The following is a 19,618-nucleotide window of genomic DNA, read 5'->3' as shown; positions in this document are numbered from 1 at the left end:
GATTTGTCGAAACTTTGTTCAGTTTTCAAAGGTCTACTTTGTTGCTTAACACAACTTAATTATCATATCATCTATCTGAAACAATGTCAACAACTTTTTTTAATTAAGAAAGCAGCAACTCTTGAACTCAAATAAACAACATAAATTAATATACGCTCAATAAATATAGAAGTCAACCATAATTTTAAAAAAATAAACTCCTTTTTACTTACCTCAAAAGAAAAGCTTATAAAAAATAGGCGGCACGAAAATACCGTACCGCCTTTGAAAAAATTGCTTTTTTACTTTTTTTTCTTAAAACGGCCTTTTAACCCACGTTTAATGACTTGAAAAAAAGTTAATGATCGTACCATGTGGTCAGACTCAACATACTTGCGCATAGCTCGCAATACTTTCTTAGGATCCTTAGATGCAAAAGTATACATCCCATTCTTCTTTGTTCTGATGGCATAGCGAGGGATCCAGTGCCCTTTAAACATAACCGAGGCTACCACATAATCGACTTCATCCCACGGAATTTGAATATACTTGTTTAAATCGTGTGAATTATAAAATTCAAATCCTTTGTTGCCGATCATTATTTTACCGTAGTCTGCTAGTCCCATAAAAGAAGTTGCATCTATTGCTAAATCAACTTTTGAGTTTATTGATTGAACCACTGTCATTCTACCCCCTTTGCCAATTAAGTACATTATATCAAAAAACAGCCCTATTCTGTTAAATTTGAATAGGACTGTGCCAAACTTCAAAAACTATAACTTAAAGAATACCGATTACATGTCCCAGTACACCGACTACAAAGATTCCCAAAATAATAACAATCGGTGAAACCTTCTTCTTCAGTAACCACATGCATAAGAATGTCAATAATAAGGCTGCTAATCCTGGAATCAACGAATCCAAGTTATCCTGTAAAGTAGTAACTTTACGAGCCGTTAAAGATAATCCGTCCTTTTGTTGGATTAAGGCTTCTTTAATTCCATTAGCCCCGCTTGGCAGCTTATTCCATTCAATATATGCTCCTTTTGCAAGCTTAACAGAGGAGACAGTCGGGGTAAACTTGATCGTCACCCACCTTTGAATCAACGACCCTAAGACAAACATCCCCATAATAGACGCAAGACTTGTAACATACTGTAGTAGTCCGCCAGAAAGGTCTTCCGTAATCTTAGAACCAGCACGATAGCCGAATTCTTGTGTATACCACATGAAGCCCCAACGGATAAGGTTCCAAGCAATAAAGAAGATTATTGGTCCTAAAACATTACCGGACATTGCTAGTGAAGCTCCCAAAGCTCCCAGGATCGGTCTAACTGTAAACCAGAACACTGGATCACCGACACCTGCTAAAGGCCCCATCATACCAACTTTAACACCCTGGATAGCCGTATCATCAATCGGAGCACCATTAGCACGTTCTTCTTCCAGTGCCAACGTAACCCCCATTACTGGTGAAGCCAGATATGGATGCGTGTTGAAAAATTCCATGTGGCGTTTCAAAGCAGATGCACGATCTTCTTTTGTTTTATACAATTTTTTAATAGCTGGAATCAATGCATAACACCAGCCGCCATTTTGCATACGTTCGTAGTTCCAAGAGCCTTGAAGGAAAGTAGAACGCCAAGCAACGGCTAAACGGTCTCTTTTGGTTAAATGTACTTTTTCTTCTGCCATCTGATTATTCCTCCTTCATTTTTAGTAATCGTTTAAAACATCATCCAGCGGATCACCTGTATTACCGCCGCTTCCATTTCCGTTATTATTGCTGCCGCCTTTTTTAAGTTCAAGATAGATAAGACCAAATGAAATCCCCAATGCACCCAAAGCGATCAAAGTTAGATCTGTTAATGCAGCAACAACAAATCCAATTGCAAAGAACGGCCAAACTTCACGACTGGCCATCATATTAATAACCATCGCATACCCAACGGCTACAACCATTCCACCACCGATTGTCATTCCATCTGACAACCAAGCGGGCATTGACTCCAAGAGGCCTCTTACAGCTGTACTTGGAATAAACAGCAGTGCAGCAGCAGGAATTGCAATACGCAGTCCCTGCATACAAATTCCAATTACCTGCCAAATTTCAATTTTACGAAAACTACCTTCTTCTGCAGCTTTATCCATAATATGAACGATCGGTACAGCCAGTGTACGAGCAACCATGGTTAAAAACAAACCCGCTACAGCTAAAGGAATCGCAACCGCAATCGCTGTCCCAACACCTTTAACGCCTTGGCCACCTTGAACTAAAATAATTGCTGATGCAATAGATGCTAAAGCAGCATCAGGAGCTACAGCGGCCCCAATGTTTGCCCAACCTAAAGCAATAAATTGCAATTGTCCACCTAAGATAACACACGGTATCAAGTTACCGGTTACAAGACCGATTAAAGTACATGCTATCAAAGGTTGATGGAATTGAAATTCATCCAAAATACCTTCCATCCCCGCAAAGAATGCGACGACTACTACTAGAATCATTGATATAGCAGACATGATAATCCTCCTTTTTTAATGCTAGAATAAAAAATTCTATTTACTGCCGACAGCAGCAAGTTCTGTTTTAGCTTTTCTAATAAGTTCATCAATGTTACCGCTTGAATCATTTGGAACCTTGCGAACATCAACCTTGATTCCTAATTTTTTGAGTTTTTCAAAGGCTTCAACATCTGTTTCGTTCATTGAAAGCACCTTATTAACAACTACTTTACCAACTGAATGTGCCATCGAACCTAAGTTGACTTCTTTAATATCAACGCCTTCTTCAACTACACGCAGCACATCCTCGGGATTTTCAAAAAGCAACAAAGCTTTTGTTTTTCCAAAACGCGGGTCTTTAGAAATTTCAATCAACTTCTTAAGCGGAATAACATTTGCTTTAATACTTGGAGGAGATGCCTGAACAATCAGGTTCTTACGTAATTCATCTTTAGAAACAGCATCTGAAACAACAATTATTCGGTTAGGCTGTACTGATTTCGCCCATGAAGTTGCAACTTGACCATGCAATAAACGGGAATCAACACGTGCCAATACAAATTTGATCTTACCGTCACCAACTACTGTACCTGGCGGCAAAGTCCCCTTTGGTTGTTCATCATGATGCTGTCCAGAAGCTTTTGTTCCCTTAGGCTGCAAGCTTTCAGGTTTAACCCTGACCCCATCTTTAGCAGTCTCAATTATATGGGCTGCAATTTTCTGTGCTGAATTCATCGACATCCGTGACGAATATGCTTCAATTACCATCGGCAGATTCATTCCAGCAACAATTGCCCATTTATCTTTATGCGCTTCCAATAAACTATTTGCTTGGTTAAACGGTGTTCCACCCCATAAATCTATCAGGAATAGCACTTCGTCTTGGCTGTCAAAAGATGAAATTGCCTTCTCCATCTTAGCCCTGACATCATCTGGGCCTTCATTTGGCATCAATGTGACAGCTTTAACGTCTTTTTGTTCGCCAAAGATCATAGCACCAGATTGAAAAATGCCTTCAGCAAAGCCACCGTGACTCGCTAGGATAATTCCTACCATCTCAATACCTCCTAAAAATATATTTTTCTTCAGTACAAAAACTTATAAATAGACAATCGAACGAAAATTAGAATTCTTTGCTATCCAAATATTTCCACAAGTCTTTGGAACTATCACCAGATACTTTCCGCACATCCAGTTTGATCTGCCGCTCATGCATCCATTTAAACGCTGCCGCGTCTTCTTGATTCACCGCGATTGTGTCAGTAATCATTTTACGTGAATTATCAAAACTAATAGCTCCAATGTTGACCGATCTGACCTCGATTCCACCAGCAATCAGTTTTTTGGCGTCTATTGGATTCTCAACTAAAATCATTACGTTAAAAGTGCTGAATCTCAGATCATGATAGATTCGGATCATCTTAGCAATCGTGACAATGTTAACTTTAATTCCCGGCGGTGCAGCTTGAACAATCAAAGTTTTTCTAATTCTATCGCGGGCAACTCCGTCGGAAGCAACCAAAATCCGTTCGACTTTGGTTATCTTCGCCCAATTTGTTGCTACCTGCCCATGCAGCAGGCGGCTGTCAATTCTGAGCAAACGCACGTTCATCGCCACGCATAATCACCTCGATCCTCAAAAAGTTCTTGTACCTCCAAAATTTTAAAATCATTACGTAGTGTACAGCGCAAATTCGGCACCTGCCTCATCTGCCATCTTAGCCTTTTGCGGCCGTCAAATGAACTAAGACCTACAACTGTTAACTAGCAATTTCTATGCCAACTGTAGTGTATCAACAGTTAATCCCTTTTTTATGGCGTTTTTGATGTTAAAAAAATAGTAATACACTATTTTTTTAGTGTATTACTATTTTGTGTATCAACTTTTATTTGTTCTGTATCAAATAAGCGTAAAATATAATATAATTCGCTTTCTGGCAATAAAATATTCAATGTTCCCTGTAAAATTTCGTTAGCCTGCTTGACAATATGATAGAAAGGATCTTTTTTAATGCTTTGAATTTCAGACTGCTCAGCGGTCATCGGAGTCTGCGTCAAACAACGCTCTATCGCCCCTGCAAGATGCATAATCAAATTAATTTGAAAAGTATTTGTCATTTTAAAGCTTGAGTTCTGCTTGATAAAATTGCAATAATTCCAAAGTACCCTGACAATTTTCTTAGGATTCAAGTAGGTAAAATACTGTTCCAGGTATTGCTGTGCTACATTTTCAGTCAAATTTTCAGGCTGCTCCAAGACTGTTTCCGTAGAGACCCTTTCACTATTAAGCTCTTCAATAAGATTCACAAAACTTTCTCCTCCGCCTTGCAGTAAATTCTTCAGTGAAACAAACGGCACTGCAATGTTAGGCTTAACAATTCCAGTTGTTGCAACTACTCTGTAATCCTTTTGAATGTTTTTAATTTGCTCATTCATTTTTACAACAGAAATTGGAATTACTGTAATATCATCTATTAGGTTATTAATCAAAACATTATCTAAAATTCCTTTGATCTTGCGTGCGGTCCCTTCTCCTGTAGAACAGACTGCAATAATTGCTTTTTTTCGCACATCATGTTGCTTTTCACTATGAGTTGCTTTACCCGTATTTCCTTGTAACTTGGCACTACGCGAATAACCAACAAATTCACGCAGCTCACGGTAGACAATTTCCAAATTACTGTCAAACAGCGTTGTCTTGCGCGCCGCTTCTAAGACCATCGCAGTCGTAACCATATCAATTGTTTTAACATTGACACCGGTTTTTTCGGTCAGCTTGTTGCTGAAAGTGCTCAAAGAACCCATGTCAACCAACAGTAAAACTCCATTTCCCCGGTCGATCTTTTTTACCTGTTCCGCAATACCGTTAAGAGCAACACTTGGATTCATCTCTAAAGGCATATCATAAGAAGCAATATTATCAACAGATAAAAGCTGCGAGACAACTTGAGCCATTGACGAAGCCGTACTTTTTCCATGTGCAGCAACTACAATTCCTACATTTCCTTTTTGAGAATCGGAATGAACTGAGACAAGCAAAATCGCCATGTAATAGGTTTCGGATTCAGGAATTGGAAACTGATAGTGTTCAGCAATCAAATTTTTGACTTTAACAGCTAATTTCCACTCATCTGGAAAATCTTGTACCATTGAAATCAAGTCGCTCGATATTTTTCTCAAAGGTTTCCCTGATTGCACCCGTTTAATAAATGAGCTGATATGCAAACTCATTGCATAGATAAAGTTATCCCTGACTTGATATCCTTCTTCTTTTTGCAGTATTTCCCGAATTTTTTTAGTCAGATCAATAATTTCCTGGTCCACAATTTCATTCAAACGGTTATCAACCTTGCCTAACTTATCTCTTTGATAAAAAGATTTTAAATGGAGATTAATATCCGTCATGATAAAGTTGTTAATGGAAGATTGGTCTAATCCTTCTCCCTTTAAAAGTGCAGCTTTGTCGCCAATAATGTCGTAAAGATTATACGGCAATTCATAACTATCAACGGCCGGCAGCCCCTTTTTAGCATCTGGTTTGATTACCATTGTCGTTTCCAGCAAGCGGGTTAATTTACCCAGCTCTTGTCGATTACTTGCCAGATGTGATAAACCATCTTTAATATTTGGCGGCAGTTGACCAAACTCCAAGTTAATTTCATCCTTATTTTGCATACTGTTCAAGAAACCTTGGGCACAAACAAGCTGAATATTAGACTTAAGCTGTCCGACATTACCATAAGTGACACTGCCCAATAAAGCTTGAACTACGTCTTCATTCAACCTGATATTTTTATGAATACGATTTGCTTCAAGTGTCAATAATCTTTCAAGCAGCTGCAGTTTTTCTTGCGCAGTTCTTTGTTCAAAAGCAGGCAATTGAATAATAATAGGGATACGCCGTACAAAGGTCTGCAGCAAAGAACTTTCTGGATTTTCAGTAGTGGCACATATCAATCGTACATTTGCATGATGAGTTTTAGCATTTTCCCCTAAACGGCTGTATATTCCATGATCCATAAAATAAAAAACCATTTCTTGTCCTTCAGGCGGCAAACGATGGACTTCATCAAGAAAAAGCATTCCTCCATCTGCTTCCTGAATCAAACCATCTTTATCCTCATTGGCACCCGTAAACGCCCCTTTCACATACCCGAAGAGATGAGACATTAAGAGCTGTGGATTGTGTGCATAATCTGCACAGTTAAAAGTCACAAATCCCTTTTTAGCAATAATGTCTTCTCCCAAGGCAAAACGATACATTGTATTAGCAAAATAGGTTTTCCCTGACCCGGTCGGACCGATAATAAGGGTATTTAATCCATGAGGAGGATACAAAAGAGCCGCTTTAGCCTGTTCAACCTGATTTTTTAAACTATCATGGCTTCCAACCATATTGTCAAAAATATTTTCGTCTTTACGTCTGACTATTTGCGTAGTCTTATTTTTAATGTCAATACTATTTTTAGCAGCAAATCCTATGTTGCTATCATGCGGAGTTTTTTCCGTAAAAAGAAGCCCGCTATAAGTTGTCCTTTTAATCCAATAACGCACTGGACGACCAGTTCCTTTTAAAATTATTCCGTCACGGACAAGCTGATTCAACTCTTTGCTGGCATTTGATCGATAAATATTGAGACTTTCGGCAAGCTGCTCAGTTGTTAAACCTACAGTCGAACTGTCGATATTATGCTTGGTTAAGTAGTCAATGACCCTTTCTCGCCGCGTCATAATTCTCGCTCCTAACTAATAACATTTGTGTATCATTAGTGTATCATTAGTCGTAATCGGTTTCAATTTTATCCTTTCAAAAAAGCTGAAAAGTGTGCCAATAGTCATTGGGCTTTGAGTATTAACTACTGAATTACGCATTTAGTCTAAATTTGACTATGAGTAATTCGTGCTTAAGCGGAAAAGACTGACTATTGAATCACGTTAATATGGAAACTGAAAGAGAGTAAAAAAGGCTGTGCCGAAAGTAACGCTTTCGGCACAGCCTTTTTATATTTCCACTTCTATACGCATATCCTAAAACTAGAATACACTTATTTTGCTACATAAGTATCTTTAAAGTTGTAGTTAACACCTGCCGAGTTAAAGATAACACCCTTAACCTTTGACTTAACAAGAGTCGCTTGTGATAACTGATAAAGCGGCGCCACCCCTTGATCCTTTGAGATTAGCTTAGATGCTGCTACCAAGTCGCTCCAACGTTTGCTTGTAGAACCAGCGTCAGTGGACTTAGATGCTGCAATCAACTTGTCATATTGTGCGTTCTTCCATTTACCATTGTTGTATGAATTATCTGAAGTAAACAAGTCTAAGAAACTAATCGGATCAGAGAAATCAGCACCCCAGCCGGAAAGTACTACATCAAAATCACCATTTTCAGATTTACTCAATCGTGTTTTAAAAGGCACATTAGAAACAGTAACCTGTGCGCCCGGCAAGTTTTCTTCAATCTGACTTTGCAGGTACTCAGAAACATCTTTTGCAGTATCGGTATCATCAGCCAGCAGTGTAAAACTGACCTTATCTGTCCCCAACTCTTTAAGTCCCTGTTGCCAAAGCTTTTTAGCTTCAGCTTTATCAGAATTGACTCCATAAGTTGTCGCAGCTGAATCAGCAAAGTCTTTTCCATCATAAGAAGCTAAGTTTTTCGAAACAATCCCTGTACTTACAATCGAACCGTCACCCAACACTTTTTTAACAAGCTGTTTACGGTTAATAGCAAGAGAAATTGCTTGACGAATTTTTATATTCTGGAACACTTTTTGTGTTTGGTTGAACTCTAGGTAATTGGTCCTTGCTTCATTACGTGATGTAAATTCTTTTGAGTTAGACAACTGTTTAGCTTGTTCAGAACCTAAAAGTGTTTCATCCAATTTGTTACTTTGGTATAGGTTGTAACCCGTGGTAGTACTCTTATTAACCTTGAAATTCATCTGTGATAATTTTACGTTCTTTTTATCCCAGTAATCATTGTTTTTCTTTAACGACCAGCTTAAGTTTGAACCTGTCCACCCAGTCATTTCAAACGGTCCGCTATAAACCATATACTTAGAAGCAGTTCCGTATTTGCTGCCGTATTTATCAACTACACTCTTGTTTTGAGGGAAGAATGACGGGAAGCCCATTAATAATTTAAAATAAGGAATCTTTTTATCAAGCGTTACAACCAGCTTATAGTTTCCATCTGCTTTGATTCCCAAAGTATCGGCACTCTTTTTACCAGCAGTAATTGCATCTGCGTTCTTTATTCCACTGAAAAGATATGCGTACTGTGATCCAGTAGAAGGCTTGACAGTCCTTTGCCATGAATATACAAAGTCTTTTGCCGTTAATTTTTCACCATTACTCCATTTAGCATCTTTGCGCAGAGTAAAAGTATATGTTAACCCATCACTAGAAACCTTTGTCGCTTTGGCAATCCCTGGTTCTATCTTACTATTTTTACCGAGTCGATAAAGACCTTCACCAGTATTATTCAACATGTCAAAACTAATAGTATCGGTAGCTGTGGAAATATCCATCGTTGGCAACTCTGAAGGCTCACTCCAGTTAACTACCTGCTTGTCAGCTAAACTACCGTTAGTACCAGCTGAACTCTTACCACACGCTACTAGTGCAAGGGTGCATGCCGCCGTTACTATCCCCACTCCTAGCTTTTTTCCCAATTTCAATAAAAACATCCCCTTTTTCATCAAAAACCTTATAAAATAAGTGCTGAGATTAATTTTAAGTTAAATTAAGATTAAATTCAATCTTTTTTTATTTTATTTTAAAAACAAAGTATAAGCGACAATATAGTTAGTTTTCCCTATTTATTACAGATTAATTTATATTAATCTACATTTTAATTTTTTAATTTATGATAACCTGGGTAAAATTATTAAACATAATAAATACAAAGCTGAACGCTTAATCAGTTGACATAAATACAAAAATGGCGCCTGCTTTCCGTAGCAGACGCCTCACCGTATAATAGAAACTTAAGCTTACCATGTTACTTTAAAATCGTCAACTTAAATTTAAGAACATCAGTTTGTTTTTCTTGCATTTCATCGTCACAGAGCTATCATAGAGTTGTAAGAAATAAAAGAAAGGAAGTTTTTGAATATGGCTAATGAATTATCAAATCGTTTCAACAGGTGGATGAAACCAGATGACTTTTTTAATGATCTTGGTCGTTCATTCTTCGGCTCAGATGTTTCCTTTAGTCGTGATTTAAAAACGGATGTCAAGGAAACTGATAAGAATTATACGGTTAAAGTTGATGTCCCTGGCGTGAATAAAAAAGATATCACACTTGAATATACAGACGGTACACTTCTCATTAGTGCAAAACGTGATTCCTTCAAAGATGAAAGTGATAAAGAAGGAAATATTATTACAAGCGAACGCAGTTATGGTCGTTTCAGCCGCCAATACAACCTGCCAAGTGTTGATAAGGAAAATATCAAAGCAAAATATACAGATGGTGTCTTAGAAGTTGATCTGCCAAAGCTCAAGGATAGTTCTGCTTCTAAGAATCACATTGAAATTGAATAATAAAATAGTGCAGGTACATTTCTTTAATGAACCTATACCAAATGCACGTTTATCCTTTTAAAGAAAGGCTCCGGGACTTAAGTAAAAAAGTCCTAGAGCCTTTCTTTATATAAAATATAAAACTTATGGTCAATCAATACCGTAAAGATATATTAGGGAAAATACTATTCAAAAAATTCAAGTGCAATCTGCTTATAAGTTTCAATTGTTGCCATGTAGCTGCTTAAAGTTGTATATTCGTTTTTTTGATGAGATATCTTCCAGTTATCAGGTCCCAAAACAATGACAGCCATACCATGATTACTGCGAATAAATACACTGGCATCGGTGGCTCCGTTAATTGTTTCCAATTGGACAGTTCGATCAGAATAATTATTTTGTGCTATTTTTAAAGCATTTTTGACAAACTTATCTTCTGGCACAGTTTCCACTGGATAAAAATTATGCACTAATTTAAATTCTAGCTTTGCTGCGTTCTGCTTATTCAACTCTGCAATTTTATTCTTTATTAACGCTATCACTTCTTCGTTGCCAAATTTTTCGGTAGGACGTACATTCCCGAAAAGTGAAGCATACGCAGGTATTATGTTAACCTGGTCTCCACCTTCAATCAATGTCACGCTGTGTTTTACACTTCCTAAAAACGGATCCAGCGGTACCTTGTCAAAAAGAGCTGCCTCTGCATTAATGTAAGCAACCAAACCGTTAATTGCATTAATACCACTTGCAGGAGTCGAACTATGAACTGCCTTTCCATAACTCTTTATCTGATAATTAAGACTTCCAGAGTGAGCATAAACTATCCTGCCGCTTGTAGGTTCCCCCACAATCATTGCAGTAATATCCTTGGTAATTCCCTGAGAATCAAGTCTGTATGCCCCTGGTGTGCCATATTCTTCTCCAGCAGTTGCGACAAAACGTACTGTTCCACGCAATTTCTTTTTTTCTTCGACTAATTCAATCAAAGCAATGACTTCTGCAGCTAAACCGCTTTTCATGTCTGCGGCGCCGCGGCCATAAATCCGATCCCCGACAACTCGTGCAGCAAACGGCGGATATTCCCAGCTTTTTTCATCTGAAACCGCAACTGTATCTTGATGCCCGGTAAAGCATAGTACCCGCGGATCTTCTTTTCCGCCAATTTCGGCAATCAAGTTTGCCCGCCCATTATCAAATGAGTCAACTTTACTTGAAATCCCGTGTTCTTTTAATAAAGCTGCAAGGTATTGCGAAACTTCCAGCTCATTACCATTGACAGAATTAATTTCGATTAATTTTCTTAAAACTTGCAGACGCTCTTTTTCTTCCATAATTCATCATCTTTCAAGTATATAAAATTTATTATCATTACAATACAATCAAGTGACTATTTTTTCTTATGGTTCAAGACGTGTGCCAAAAAGTCACCGGTTACTTGAACAACAAGTACAAAAATCAATACCAGTAAAGTTGCAACAGTTGTAGTATCATTAGCAAAACGATTATATCCATATGCAATTGCCATATTACCCAAGCCGCCTGCACCGATTGCTCCTGCCATCGCAGTTAAACCGATCAGACTGATCAAAGTAACCGTCGTTACACGTACCAATTCGGAACGAGCTTCTTTAAGGTAAACATCAAAAACAATATCAGTGTAAGTTGCACCTAAAGATTGTGCCGCCTCCACTATCCCATTGTCTACACTTTCCAAAGCAACCTGAACCTGCCGTGCATAAAAAGGAAAAACTCCTAAGGAAAGAGGAACAAGTGCTGCTGTTGTTCCGATCTGAGTTCCAACTATTTTCTGTGTTACGGGTGCAATGAACGCCAACAGGATAATGAAGGGAATCGCTCTAAAAAACGAAACGATCTTGTCAAAGAAATTAAATGCTGTTTTGTTCCTTAAAATTCCATTTGAATCTGTCAAAACTAACCCGATTCCAAAAATCAGACCCAGTATTCCACCGAATAATGCGGACCAAAAGGTCATATAAATTGTTTCGCCAATTGCAGGCAGCCAGCCGCCGTCACCAGTCCAACCTTGGTAAATCACATTTGGAAAATACTTTTCAAAGAATTCAATCATTTGAGAGTTCCCCCTCTTCAACATTGTGCACAACTATTCCCTTTTCTTCAAGAAAGACAACTGCATTTTTACGCTCTTCTGGAGCACCTTTGATAATCACAAAAAGAGTACCTACAGGTGTCGCGCCCAAAACCTCGATGTTACTATAGATAATATTAGCTTCTACATTGAATTCTTTGTATAACTTGATTGTGATTGGTTCGCTAATCAAATTACCAGTAAAAATCAACTGGACGATTTTTTCATTTTCATTCAGCTTAGCCAAATGATACGTTTTAAGTGCTGCAATTGCTTCTAATGAACCGCCCACAAACTCTTTTGTAAGTTTTTTCTTAGGCTGTGTAAAGATTTCGTGCAAAGTACCTTTTTCAATAATCTGACCTTGCTCCATAACCGCAACATGTTTAGCAACTCTTTTTACTGCATCCATTTCATGTGTAATCAGAATAACAGTCAGACCCAGCCTTGTATTTAAGTCCTTAAGAAGGTTCAAAATCTGAATCGTGTTTTTAGGATCAAGAGCTGAGGTTGCCTCATCAGAAATTAAAATTTCAGGATCATTCGCTAAAGCACGGGCAATTGCCACACGCTGCTGCTCTCCGCCGGATAATTGCGCAGGATATGATTTCGCACGATTCTCTAATCCTACCAATTTAAGCAGATTCAGTGCTTTTTCATTAATTTCCCTTTCCTTTAAGTTACTATGTTTTAAAGCAAACTCAACGTTTTCGAGTGCAGTTTGTTCGCTTAACAAATTAAATCGTTGAAAAATCATTCCGATTTTGCGTCTTTTTTCTCTTAATTTTGAGTTATCAATAATCGTCTCTTTGCCAGCCTCATTACTGTAAAAGACGTCTCCATTAACTTTGACTTTGCCGGCAGTCGGTACTTGCAATAAATTAACTACACGTACTAGTGTTGACTTCCCCGCTCCAGAATAGCCGACGACCCCGTAAATGTCACCCCTTTTAATATGAAGAGAAACATTTTTTACCGCTTCGATTTTACGATCTTTTTGCTGAAAAGTAACATTTATATTGTCTAATTCAATAATATTTTCTGACATTTTGCACCCCATAACCTCTTAAAAATAAACACAAGACTAAATTTCATTATGAAGCTGTTATCCTGTTAATCAGCTGAAAACTAGTTAAGCTTGATATCCCAAGCAGCCAGTTCAGAAGTTCCATACGCTTTTTTAATAGCCTTTTTAGTTGTCTCTGTCTGGAATGCTTTCACTACTTCTTTATAGACTTTCTTATCTTTGTCCTTTTTGTTGGCTGCAATTATATTAATCCATTGTTCAGAATCTTTATTTACCGGCTCAACATAAATAGCTGATTTATAATCAATTCCAGCAGACTGTGCGTAGTTTCCATTGATTACAGCTGCTGTGACATCTGATAATGAACGTGCTGTTTGACTAGCATCAAGTTCTTTTATCTTAAGATTCTTTGGATTCTTAGCAATCGACTTGACTGTTGCCAATTTTGTATCTGGTTTTAATGTGATTAATCCAGCATTCTTCAAAACAAAAAGTGCACGGGATTCATTAGTAGCATCATTCGGAATTGCAATTGTAGCCCCATCTGAAATCTGACTAACTTTCTTTATCTTGTTTGAGTAAAGACGAATCGGAGTAATGAATGTTTTGCCGATTGCCACAATGTTTGTCTTATTTGCTTTGTTCCAAGCATCTAAAAATGCATAATGCTGAAAGGCGTTAAGATCAACGCTGCCGCTGGTCAAAGCTTTATTAGGTTGTGAATAATCAGTAAATTTCTTGAACTTTAAAGTAATGTTGTACTTGTCTTTAGCAGTTTCAGCAACCTTCTTCCAAATAGCATCATCCTGTTTTGAACCTGACATCAAACCTACAGTGACCGTTTCGCTTTTACTGGTTTTTGCCCCGCCAAAACTAAAATAACCAGCGATCGCTATAATTACAACAACAACTAAACCGATAATAAGATTGCGTTTTTTCTTCATGATAATTTCTCCTTTAATTAATAGCCGATTTTCATTCTTTTCCACAATTAATTTCTGCCTATCTCTACTTTATATTCTCTGCTTCTCCCCCTCTTAATACTTTGAAGCAACATGTTGAAGTTCAGACTTGAGACACAAAAAAAGCATCCACCCAAAAAGGACGAATGCGATCGTGTTACCACCTTAATTTGCAGCGCTCTTACAAGGACTGCCTCAACAGGTTCATAAAAAAGCTATGAACCCTGCCGCAGTAACGTGCGCAACTCGTCGCTGGCTAAAAGATCACCAGTGCCATTCAGAACCCATCTTCAGAATTACTGCTTCGCTTCCTCACACCAACCGGAAGTTCTCTGAGAAGTAGAAATTCGTCTCTGTTCTTCAACATGTTTGTCATCTAATTAAAAGTCTATGGCAATCATTGTAATCTAAATAAAATCTTTGTCAAGTTCTTTTTATCCATTGTTTTTAATACTTTAACTTGAAAGTTCATCAAAGATCAGTCTTGTAATGCTGAACTTGTAACCCTTTACTTGCCTTATCGATATTCATAGTAAGCAGCTGACTTTTCAAACTATCCTGAAAATTCAATAAGAGCAGGAGCTTTCTTCTCTCAGTCTTCATAGAATTATAATTGTAGCCAAAAATGTATTATATCAAAGGCAGTTATTTGGCCTTGTTTAGAACACTTTTTGAATTAAGCCTGTATTTTGGCTATTGGATAATGCAAAAAACAGTTCTCTGCATAACTGAAAGCTTAGTTATTTGTAGAGTCTGCCTCGTTCATGTATAGTTAATTGTGTTTTCAATACTATTTTAAAGTCGTTTCTTGTTTTTCATAAACTATTGAAAACTCAATTGCTATTTTTCCTTATAGTACATTTTATTTTCGCCAAATTACTTAGTTAAGGAGATCTTGCTATGCTTTCAATTACTTTAGGAGTTATTATTGGAATCTTTTTGCCATTGCAAACAGCTATCAACTCACGCTTGCGAAAAGCAATCAGCTCCTCTTTTTTGGCTTCTGCTATTTCATTCACAACTGGGACCCTTTTTCTTGGGGTAATAGCCACTGCTAATCATAGTTCATTAATCCCTCCCGCAAATTTATTCAGCTCTCAACCTTTATGGCTTTGGAGCGGTGGTCTTTTGGGGGTAATTTTTTTGACCGGCAACATCTTGCTATTTCCTCACTTAGGCGGTGTACAGACTGTCATCATGCCTATCCTTGGTCAGATTATCGCAAGCCTGATAATTGATAACTTCGGTCTCTTCTTTTCCCAGCACCATCCCTTAACGTTATTACGAATATGCGGTGCTTTGATTGTTGTTTTAGGTGTCTTTTTCACCATTGCTTTACCTGAAATCCTGCATAGAGATAAACTGCAGGCTAAACTGCATTCCCGCCCGGATCACCAGTGGCTTTGGCGGTTCTTCGGGATATTAACAGGCGCCCTTAGCGCAACACAAACGGCTATTAATGGACATCTAGGAACAATACTACACTCAGCTATAAATGCTGCTTTTGTTTCATTTTTCGTTGGTTCATTTTGCCTCTGGTGTCTTGTTATCTGCAGCAACAGTAAACAAGCATTTCCACGTTTAATAAAGGCTCATTTCCCTTGGTGGGCTTGGAGCGGCGGCTTGTTAGGAGCAGTTTTCGTTACTGGCAATTCATTTTTGGTCCCTCTCCTTGGTACTGGACTGGTTACTATGATTGTTTTGCTTGGAATGATTCTTGGAAGTCTTCTGGTCGATTATTTTGGCTTGTTTGAATCACCGAAGAGACCGTTTGAATTTACACAGCTATGCGGAATCGTTATTATGATCATTGGAGTCAGTCTTATCAAACTGATATAATTTTAAGTGAGAAAGGGTGTTTGTTATGAAAATCGGCTTTATTGGAACTGGCGTTATGGGGGCAGCTATTGCTGGCCATTTTTTGGATGCAGGTCATTCACTAACCGTCTTTAATCGAACAAAGAGCAAAACAGATAAGCTTGTTGCTAAAGGAGCTGTCTGGGCCCCAACTCCCGAAGAGGTAGCTGAAAAAAGCGATGTAGTCTTCACAATGGTAGGTTTTCCACAAGATGTAGAAAAAGTCTACTTTGGTAAAAATGGTATTTTTAACGGCCTATCACGAGACGGTATTACTGTTGATATGACCACTAGCAAACCCAGCCTAGCAGAAAAAATTTCAACTTATGCAGCTGAACATCATTTTCACGCTCTCGATGCCCCTGTTTCAGGAGGTGACATCGGTGCCAAAAATGCTGAGTTGACAATCATGGTAGGTGGCGAGGAAAAAAGCTACCAAAAATTATTACCGCTGTTCAAATCTATAAGCAAAAAAACAAATTATTTTGGAAAAGCCGGCAATGGACAACATGCAAAAATGGTCAACCAGATTATGATTGCGGGAACAATGACCGGTCTAACAGAAATGCTCCTTTATGCACAACATGCGGGTCTTGATGAAGAAAAGATCCTAGCCACTCTTTCAGCTGGAGGTGCAGCTAACTGGAGTATGTCAAATTATGTTCCCCGCATTTTAAAAGATGACTTTACACCAGGCTTTTTTGCACGTCATTTTCTAAAAGATCTGCGAATTGCACTTGAAGAAGCTGATCGTATGGGTCTTGATTTGCGTGCAACAGCTACTGCAAAACGTTTATACGAAGTTATGGTAGATGTAAAGGGACTTGGCAATCAAGGGACCCAGGGCCTGATTAACATTTATAAAAAAGACTAGCTTTACAGTTTTTCACAGAAGCTGCATTTAAAAATCCTTGAGCAGCAATTAGGGCACAACTTTGGATTGGCTATAGAATAGAAGTCCATGGTTAAACTGAAATACGTTAATGCTGCTATTACGGGAAAAAGAGTATGCCAATAGTCGTTGGACTTTGAGCATTAGCTACAAATTACGAACATAGGTTGAATTTGACTACGAGTAATTTGCGGTTAAGCGGAAAAAACTGACTATTCTTGCATATTTCAAAACAGAAGGACTAAGTCAAAAGCTAACTTTTGATTTAGTCCCTTTTTCTCCCACAAATTAAGTTTTGCACAATATTTAATTGTAAAACATGATATCCTTAACCTATAACTATCTGTTATATAAGGATTTTATTTTTTTAATTCTTTTAAAGGTTGACATTTTGCTCACTATTAAGCAAAATAGTAATATAGTTTTTTGTTTTTCCGCAAAAACAAATACACAAAAAGAGACTGTGTACAAACGCCTGTAACACAATCTCTTTTAAACTTAATAAATTAATTAATATTAATGGTACAAGTCAAACCGTCCCTTAGAAAGGACTTCCTTGACTCCACCAGTTTCAAACAACGATCTATCCATAATAATTTTCTTAAGAAATGATGCTGGGAAACCTTTGACAGAAGAATTTCCTACTACTCCAAACGCATGTGTATTGCCGATTGATGCAACCGAGCCAAGTGACTTAAATGTAAATTCATCCATTTTTTCGCCATTAAGATTTGCTAAAATGTTTTTGGCTGCATATTCGCCCATCCTAAGAGCAATCTGAGCAGTTGTCGGGTACGGACGGTTATTTTCTTTATTCATTACAGCGGAAACATCTCCCACAATATAAACGTTTGAATAATCTGGATCTGTTAGATTTCCCTTGACCATTACGCGTCCACGTTTTTGCGAAAAATTAGAAACGTCCATTACGTGGCTGCCGCTAACACCAGTAGTCCAAATAATAGTATTTGCCAAAAGCTCTCTTGTAGCTCCAGTGTCCTTATCATTTTGATAAACAACAATTCCTGGTTTGATTGCTTTGATTGGTTTACCGGTCAGAAACTTAACTCCCCAGTTTCTCAAACTTGTAATTCCATAATCAGCAAGTTTCTCATCAAACATTGGCAGTAAACGGGTTACTGCTTCGACACAGAAAAGCTCGATTCTTTCTTGATCAACACCGGCAATTTTTGCAAAGGCTGCACGCTTATCAGAAAGTGCGCCTAATAACTCGATCCCAGTAAACCCAGCGCCGCAAACAACAATTTTTAAATCAGCTGCTTTTTTTGTCTTTGCATAATCTTTCATTTGTGAAACGATGTGCTGGTAAACCTTTTCAGCAGAAGGCACATCAACCATTTCCAATGCATTTTCCTCTACCCCGGGGATTCCAAATGATTCAGAACGGAAGCCTAAAGAAACAACCAGATAATCGTATGAAATTTCATTACCATTTTCCAACTCAATTTTTTGACTTTCACGGTCAATCTTTTCCACAGTTGCCTGCACAAAAGTCGTGACAGAATCTTTTACTACATCTCTAATCGGGTATGTAATCTTTTCTTTAGGTTGTGTCCCAGCAGCAACTTCATGCAGATCAGTTGCTTCATAATGATAATCATTGCGATCAACTAAAGTGATATGAAAATCACCCTTAGCTGCTTGTAAATAATGCAATGCTCTTAAACCAGCGTAACCCGCACCTAAAATAACTATTTCCTTCACTTTACTACATCTCCTTGTAAATATTTTTAGAGCTAAACGAAAGGCATGTATAATAAGAATGCCAGTGTCTGGCTTGCTGCTCCTACAGCAAGTATCTTAACAGCGCAGATAAAAGTCTCTTTTTTTACCTGTTTGCTTAAAAATTGCTTAACCTGCTTGACAATAAACGGTAATGCTATTAAAGATATTAACATCGTCCATGGGGCAATCTTAACCAGTACTGCGCAAACTAAAGCAGCTACAGCCACTACATTCATTATAACAAATAATTTTAAAGAATGCTTTTTCCCAAGATAGTGGACAAGTGTGTATCGTTCATTGTTTTCATCCTCTTCCAAATCACAAATATTATTTGCCAACATTAGATTTGAAATCCACAATGTATTAGGTAATGATATCAGTAAAACCTTACCCAAAGAAGCTAGATTCCATGGAAAGATCTGATAAGTATTGATGTAAACACAGATCAACGTAATTAAAAAACCCATTATTGGGCCGGAAAAAAACTCTCCTAAGGGCAAACTCGATAAGGGACGCGGTCCAGACGAATAAAAGATCCCCACCAAATAACAAATAATTCCCATTACCAATAAAGGCCAACCAGTATAATATACTAGGATAAGACCAATTAAAGCAGAGATAGCAATCATACTGCTCATTAACCAAAAAACCCCCCGGACTGAAAGGTTTTCCCGCCCAATAATATTTGTTTTTTGTTTATAATTGTGTTCGTCTATGGCATGATGATAGTCATTATAATTATCAAGAATATCAACTGCCATATTAAAAATAAACATTGCAATAAAAAAAGCTAAAAGTATCCCTAAATTTAAAGAGCGGTAATTATACCAGCTGAAACAGACCCCCAACAAAAAGGGAAGTACACTTGCTGTTTTAGCCTTCATCTCAACCAGCTCTAGAAAAACAGGAACTGTCAATCCAACCACCTCATTTCTTTATTTATAGCTAAACGGTAATTTATGGTTTAATATAGTGTAGAACATATTATGCTCAAAGGTTACCGGAAAGGATTC

At 37.8% G+C, this 19,618-nt stretch carries 16 protein-coding genes; 3 read left to right on the top strand and 13 right to left on the bottom strand.

All coding sequences use genetic code 11. From position 1 onward, the window contains the following. Positions 1-281 precede the first annotated feature (281 nt). The 7 genes from FD46_RS02840 to FD46_RS02810 form a co-directional block, all read right to left on the bottom strand. Positions 282-659 (bottom strand): DUF956 family protein, encoded by a 378-nt coding sequence (locus FD46_RS02840; protein WP_057895684.1) that lies wholly within the window; start codon positions 657-659, stop codon positions 282-284. 100 nt (positions 660-759) lie between these two features. Then, positions 760-1,674 (bottom strand): PTS system mannose/fructose/sorbose family transporter subunit IID, encoded by a 915-nt coding sequence (locus FD46_RS02835; protein WP_057895671.1) that lies wholly within the window; start codon positions 1,672-1,674, stop codon positions 760-762. Between the two features lie 21 nt (positions 1,675-1,695). Further along, entirely contained in the window at positions 1,696-2,502 is an 807-nt protein-coding gene (locus FD46_RS02830) for a PTS mannose/fructose/sorbose transporter subunit IIC (protein WP_057895670.1), read from the bottom strand. A gap of 36 nt (positions 2,503-2,538) precedes the next feature. Beyond that, positions 2,539-3,540, bottom strand: a complete 1,002-nt coding sequence (locus FD46_RS02825) for a mannose/fructose/sorbose PTS transporter subunit IIA (RefSeq protein WP_057895669.1) — start codon at positions 3,538-3,540, stop codon at positions 2,539-2,541. A gap of 67 nt (positions 3,541-3,607) precedes the next feature. After that, the gene (locus tag FD46_RS02820; RefSeq protein ID WP_057895683.1) at positions 3,608-4,096 is read right to left on the bottom strand and encodes a PTS sugar transporter subunit IIB; all 489 of its coding nucleotides are present in this window, start codon (positions 4,094-4,096) and stop codon (positions 3,608-3,610) included. A gap of 236 nt (positions 4,097-4,332) precedes the next feature. Next, a complete protein-coding gene (locus tag FD46_RS02815; RefSeq protein ID WP_057895668.1) occupies positions 4,333-7,215 on the bottom strand; it encodes a sigma-54-dependent transcriptional regulator in 2,883 nt (960 codons plus the stop codon). A gap of 314 nt (positions 7,216-7,529) precedes the next feature. Further along, on the bottom strand, positions 7,530-9,176 hold the full coding sequence (locus tag FD46_RS02810; RefSeq protein ID WP_169790352.1) for a peptide ABC transporter substrate-binding protein: 1,647 nt from the start codon (positions 9,174-9,176) through the stop codon (positions 7,530-7,532). A 427-nt stretch (positions 9,177-9,603) separates the two neighbouring features. Here FD46_RS02810 and FD46_RS02805 point away from each other — a divergent pair, with 427 nt between their 5' ends. Next, positions 9,604-10,035, top strand: coding sequence for an Hsp20/alpha crystallin family protein (locus FD46_RS02805; protein WP_057895666.1), 432 nt, complete (start codon positions 9,604-9,606; stop codon positions 10,033-10,035). Between the two features lie 164 nt (positions 10,036-10,199). Here the strand turns inward: FD46_RS02805 and FD46_RS02800 are convergent, their stop codons facing one another. The 4 genes from FD46_RS02800 to FD46_RS02785 form a co-directional block, all read right to left on the bottom strand. Beyond that, complete coding sequence (locus tag FD46_RS02800; RefSeq protein WP_057895665.1) at positions 10,200-11,345, bottom strand: ArgE/DapE family deacylase; 1,146 nt, start codon at positions 11,343-11,345, stop codon at positions 10,200-10,202. 56 nt (positions 11,346-11,401) lie between these two features. Continuing rightward, positions 11,402-12,103, bottom strand: coding sequence for a methionine ABC transporter permease (locus tag FD46_RS02795; protein WP_057895664.1), 702 nt, complete (start codon positions 12,101-12,103; stop codon positions 11,402-11,404). Next, on the bottom strand, positions 12,096-13,169 hold the full coding sequence (locus FD46_RS02790; RefSeq protein ID WP_057895663.1) for a methionine ABC transporter ATP-binding protein: 1,074 nt from the start codon (positions 13,167-13,169) through the stop codon (positions 12,096-12,098). The genes FD46_RS02795 and FD46_RS02790 overlap by 8 nt, the downstream gene beginning before the upstream one ends. Before the next feature lie 80 nt (positions 13,170-13,249). Next, positions 13,250-14,092, bottom strand: a complete 843-nt coding sequence (locus FD46_RS02785) for a MetQ/NlpA family ABC transporter substrate-binding protein (protein WP_057895662.1) — start codon at positions 14,090-14,092, stop codon at positions 13,250-13,252. Positions 14,093-15,010: 918 nt separating this feature from the next. On the opposite strand from FD46_RS02785, the gene FD46_RS02780 reads away from it, so the two are divergent. Together FD46_RS02780 and FD46_RS02775 are read left to right on the top strand one after the other, a co-directional pair. Beyond that, positions 15,011-15,949, top strand: coding sequence for a DMT family transporter (locus FD46_RS02780; RefSeq protein ID WP_057895661.1), 939 nt, complete (start codon positions 15,011-15,013; stop codon positions 15,947-15,949). Positions 15,950-15,974: 25 nt separating this feature from the next. Continuing rightward, on the top strand, positions 15,975-16,841 hold the full coding sequence (locus FD46_RS02775; protein ID WP_057895660.1) for an NAD(P)-dependent oxidoreductase: 867 nt from the start codon (positions 15,975-15,977) through the stop codon (positions 16,839-16,841). Positions 16,842-17,375: 534 nt separating this feature from the next. Here FD46_RS02775 and FD46_RS02770 read toward each other — a convergent pair. Both FD46_RS02770 and FD46_RS02765 read right to left on the bottom strand, forming a co-directional pair. Beyond that, a complete protein-coding gene (locus tag FD46_RS02770; RefSeq protein WP_057895659.1) occupies positions 17,376-18,584 on the bottom strand; it encodes an NAD(P)/FAD-dependent oxidoreductase in 1,209 nt (402 codons plus the stop codon). A gap of 32 nt (positions 18,585-18,616) precedes the next feature. Next, positions 18,617-19,522: a prenyltransferase gene (locus tag FD46_RS02765; RefSeq protein ID WP_057895658.1), complete on the bottom strand. Its 906-nt coding sequence runs from the start codon at positions 19,520-19,522 to the stop codon at positions 18,617-18,619. Between the last annotated feature and the right edge of the window lie 96 nt (positions 19,523-19,618).

It is taken from the genome of Liquorilactobacillus oeni DSM 19972, assembly GCF_001436275.1.
Lineage (GTDB): Bacteria > Bacillota > Bacilli > Lactobacillales > Lactobacillaceae > Liquorilactobacillus > Liquorilactobacillus oeni.
The sequence above is the reverse complement of the archived record's forward strand: the minus strand, read 5'-3'. Positions and strand labels throughout refer to the sequence as shown.